Origin of the sequence: Pararhodobacter sp. (genome assembly GCF_034676075.1) — a bacterium.
Lineage (GTDB): Bacteria > Pseudomonadota > Alphaproteobacteria > Rhodobacterales > Rhodobacteraceae > Pararhodobacter.
Map to the genome: position 1 here is coordinate 1 of NZ_JAUCCQ010000214.1, position 3353 is coordinate 3353.

The following is a 3353-nucleotide window of genomic DNA, read 5'->3' on the forward strand; positions in this document are numbered from 1 at the left end:
TCCAGCGCATCAACCACATCGCCCGGAATCGGCGCCGTCGCCGCATCCTCGGCCAGTTTCGCCATCCGCGCCTCGATCTCGGCCCGGGTCCTGAGGCCGATCTGCGGCGCCTCGCTGGCCACCGGGTCGCCCGCCGCCAGCCGCGCCAGCAGTTCCTCGCGCCCCTTGGGCAGGGGCGCCCGCCCGGCGAAGCGCTCCAGCAGTGCCCGGAACCGTTGCGGCCGCCAAAGGTGCCGCATCAGCGCCGCCTTGCGGGTATCGCTGGTCGGCAGCCCCTTCACCGCAGCGATGAGAATGCCGATATCGCCGGTTGCCGCGCGCAGACCTTTGCCCGCCAACATGCGGGAAAACAAGGCGAAAACCTCGGCATCGGCCCGCAGGGGCTGGTCGCGGTCGAAGACCTCGTAGCCCACTTGCAGGTATTCCGAGGCCCGGGCGCCGCCGTCCTCCTGCTTGCGGAAGACCTCGCCCAGATAGCAATAGCGCGCGGGCTCGGCGCCCACCGCCATATGCGCCTGCACCACCGGCACGGTGAAATCCGGCCGCAGCATCATCTCGCCCTGCACCGGATCCTGCGTGACATAGGCCCGGGCGCGGATATCCTCGCCATAGAGGTCCAGGAGCGTCTCGGCCGGTTGCAGCACCGCCGCCTCGACCGGCACCGCGCCCCAGGTCTGGAACGCCCCGAACAGGCGCTGCCCCTCGGCCCGGGCGGCGGGCGTGACGATCTTCATCCCAGCATGCCCTTGACCGTGGCGACCAGATCGCCGACCGGCACCTCGACCTGCGCCGGGCGGTCCTTCCATTCCTCGAGCGTCGCGCTCTCGGCGATCTTGGCGCCCAGCACCAGGTCCTTGACCTGCACCACGCCCCGCGCCGCCTCGTCCGAGCCCTGGATGATGGCCACGGGAGAGCCGCGTTTATCGGCGTATTTCAACTGGTTGCCGAAGTTCTTTGGATTGCCCAGATAGACCTCGGCGCGGATCCCGGCCCGGCGCAATTCACCGACCATCTTCTGATAGTCAGACATTCGCGAACGATCCATCACCGTGACGACGACCGGCCCCGTGGTATCCGCCACGACCCGCCCCTTGGCCTGCAAGGCTGCCAGCAGCCGGTCCACGCCGATGGACACGCCCGTCGCCGGCACCGCCTGCCCGGTGAAGCGCTTCACGAGGTCATCGTAACGCCCGCCCCCGGCCACCGAGCCGAACTGCCGCTTGCGGCCCTTCTCGTCGAGGATCTCGAAGGTCAGCTCGGCCTCGAACACCGGGCCGGTGTAATAGCCGAGGCCACGGACCACCGAGGGGTCGATGACCACCCGGTCCGACCCATAGCCCTGAGCCGCCAGCAGCGCGGCCATTTCCTCAAGTTCGTCAACGCCTTCCGCGCCGATCTTCGACTCGTCCACCAGCCGCCGCAGCTCGGCGCAGGTCTCGGCGCCGGTGTCGCGGCGGGCGGCGGTGAAGGCCAGAACCACATCGGCCGAGGTCGCGGGCAGCCCCGCCCCCTTGGTGAAATCGCCCGACTCGTCCTTGCGCCCCTCGCCGAGCAAGGCGCGGACCCCGTCCTCGCCCAGCCGGTCCAGCTTGTCGATCGCCCGCAGGACAATCCCGCGCTCGGCCTCGAACTTCGACGGATCGGAGGGATCCAGAACCCCCGCCGCCTCCATCACCCCGTTCAGCACCTTGCGGTTGTTGATCCGCACAACAAAATCGCCGCCCAGTCCCAGATCCTCGAACACATCCGCCAGCATGGCGCAGATCTCGGCATCCGCGGCCACGGTCGAAGCCCCGACCGTATCGGCATCGCATTGATAAAACTGGCGGAACCGGCCCGGGCCGGGCTTTTCGTTGCGCCAGACCGGCCCCATGGCATAGCGGCGGTAGGGGCTGGGCAGATCGTTACGATACTGCGCCGCGACGCGGGCCAGCGGCGCCGTCAGGTCATAGCGCAGCGCCAGCCAGTCGCCCGCCTTGCCCTCGGCGCCGCCGTCTTCCTGCCAGGCGAAAACCCCCTCGTTCGGGCGGTCCACATCGGGCAGGAACTTGCCCAGAGCCTCGACCGTCTCCACCGCCGAGGTCTCCAGCGGATCGAAACCATAGCGATGATAGACCCGGGCGATGCGGTCCAGCATCTCCTTGCGGGCCGTCACCTCGGCACCGAAATAATCGCGGAACCCCTTGGGCGTCTCGGCCTTGGGACGGCGTTGCTTGGTCTGGCTCATGGATATTACCCGGATCTGTCCGCGCGTGGTCTAGCCGAAGGGGGGCGCGGCGGCAAGAACCGGCGATCCCGGGGGCTTCGGGCCCGAGGTCCTGCTTTTCCCCCGATCCCGCCCCATTGCTGCCGCAAACACCCCTATAGGTTTACGGATCATTAACCATTCCCGCGCCAGCCGAACCCACGGCCCGCGCAAGGTAAGGAGTAGCCCATGTCCCAGAGCGTTTCGCAAACCCCCGACGATCACCTGCTGTTCTGGCGCATGGTCGAGGCGCTGGACATCCCGCTGGCCGAGGCGATCCGCGACGACGAGGTCACGCCCGACCGGCTGTCGAGCATGCTGTCGAAATGCGCCCATTGCCGGGCACCCGATTATTGCGCGCTCTATCTCGCCAGCCGCGACGGCAAGGCCCGGACGCCGCCCAGCTTCTGCAAGAACCGGGCGCCCCTGGCGAAGCTGCACGCCCTGCACCCGGCCGATTGACCCGGGCTGCGGCGCAGCGCATCATGGGCGCATGGCCCGGATCGAAGACCTCGAAGAACGCATCGCCCACCTCACCCGCGCGGTCGAGGACCTCTCGGATATCGTCCGCGCCCAGGGACAGCAGCTCGACCGGCTGACCTATCGCACCGGCATGCTGATGGAACGCGAGGCCGAGCGCGAGGCGGAGGCGGGCACCCAGATCCCGCTCGCCGACCAGCGCCCGCCGCATTGGTGACATGCTGACCCAGGTCACCCGCGAAGGCGCCGCGTCCCTGGTCCTGACCCGGCAGCTGGAGGCCACGCCCGCCCGGGTCTGGGACGCGCTGACCCGCGCGAGCCTCCTGACCCGCTGGATGCTGGGCCCGCCCGGCTGGCCCATGGTCCGCTGCCAGTTCGCCGCGAAGGCCGGCGGGCTGATGCATGTCGAATGGTCCGACCGGATGGGCCGCACGCTGACCTTGACCGGCGAGGTGATCGAGGCCGAACCGCCCTGGCGCATGCTGCATATCGAGCGCCTGCACCTGCCCGAACCCTCGCCCGAGAACGTGGTCGAGACGCTGCTGGCGCCCGACGGCACCGGCACGCGGCTGATGCTGCACATGACCTTCCCCGACCCTGCCGCGCGCGATGAGATGCTGGCGGGCGG

At 69.2% G+C, this 3353-nt stretch carries 5 protein-coding genes; 3 read left to right on the forward strand and 2 right to left on the reverse strand.

All coding sequences use genetic code 11. The features are described from left to right. Together VDQ18_RS23280 and hisS are read right to left on the reverse strand one after the other, a co-directional pair. On the reverse strand, positions 1-734 hold a 734-nt coding region (locus VDQ18_RS23280; protein ID WP_416235146.1), incomplete at its 3' end, for an ATP phosphoribosyltransferase regulatory subunit. Further along, a complete protein-coding gene (gene hisS, locus VDQ18_RS23285) occupies positions 731-2227 on the reverse strand; it encodes a histidine--tRNA ligase (RefSeq protein ID WP_323023237.1) in 1497 nt (498 codons plus the stop codon). The genes hisS and VDQ18_RS23280, both read right to left, overlap by 4 nt. Positions 2228-2434: 207 nt before the next feature. On the opposite strand from hisS, the gene VDQ18_RS23290 reads away from it, so the two are divergent. The 3 genes from VDQ18_RS23290 to VDQ18_RS23300 form a co-directional block, all read left to right on the forward strand. Continuing rightward, positions 2435-2707: a DUF6455 family protein gene (locus tag VDQ18_RS23290; protein WP_323023238.1), complete on the forward strand. Its 273-nt coding sequence runs from the start codon at positions 2435-2437 to the stop codon at positions 2705-2707. 31 nt (positions 2708-2738) lie between these two features. After that, positions 2739-2942, forward strand: coding sequence for a SlyX family protein (locus tag VDQ18_RS23295; RefSeq protein ID WP_323023239.1), 204 nt, complete (start codon positions 2739-2741; stop codon positions 2940-2942). Between the two features lies 1 nt (position 2943). After that, the coding region (locus VDQ18_RS23300) for an SRPBCC family protein (RefSeq protein ID WP_323023240.1) at positions 2944-3353 on the forward strand (410 nt) is incomplete at its 3' end.

Coding starts and splice junctions, on each gene's coding strand:
- hisS (WP_323023237.1), bottom strand. CDS start 2,227: ATGAGCCAGACCAAGCAACGCCGTCCCAAGGCCGAGACGCCCAAGGGG.
- VDQ18_RS23290 (WP_323023238.1), top strand. CDS start 2,435: ATGTCCCAGAGCGTTTCGCAAACCCCCGACGATCACCTGCTGTTCTGG.
- VDQ18_RS23295 (WP_323023239.1), top strand. CDS start 2,739: ATGGCCCGGATCGAAGACCTCGAAGAACGCATCGCCCACCTCACCCGC.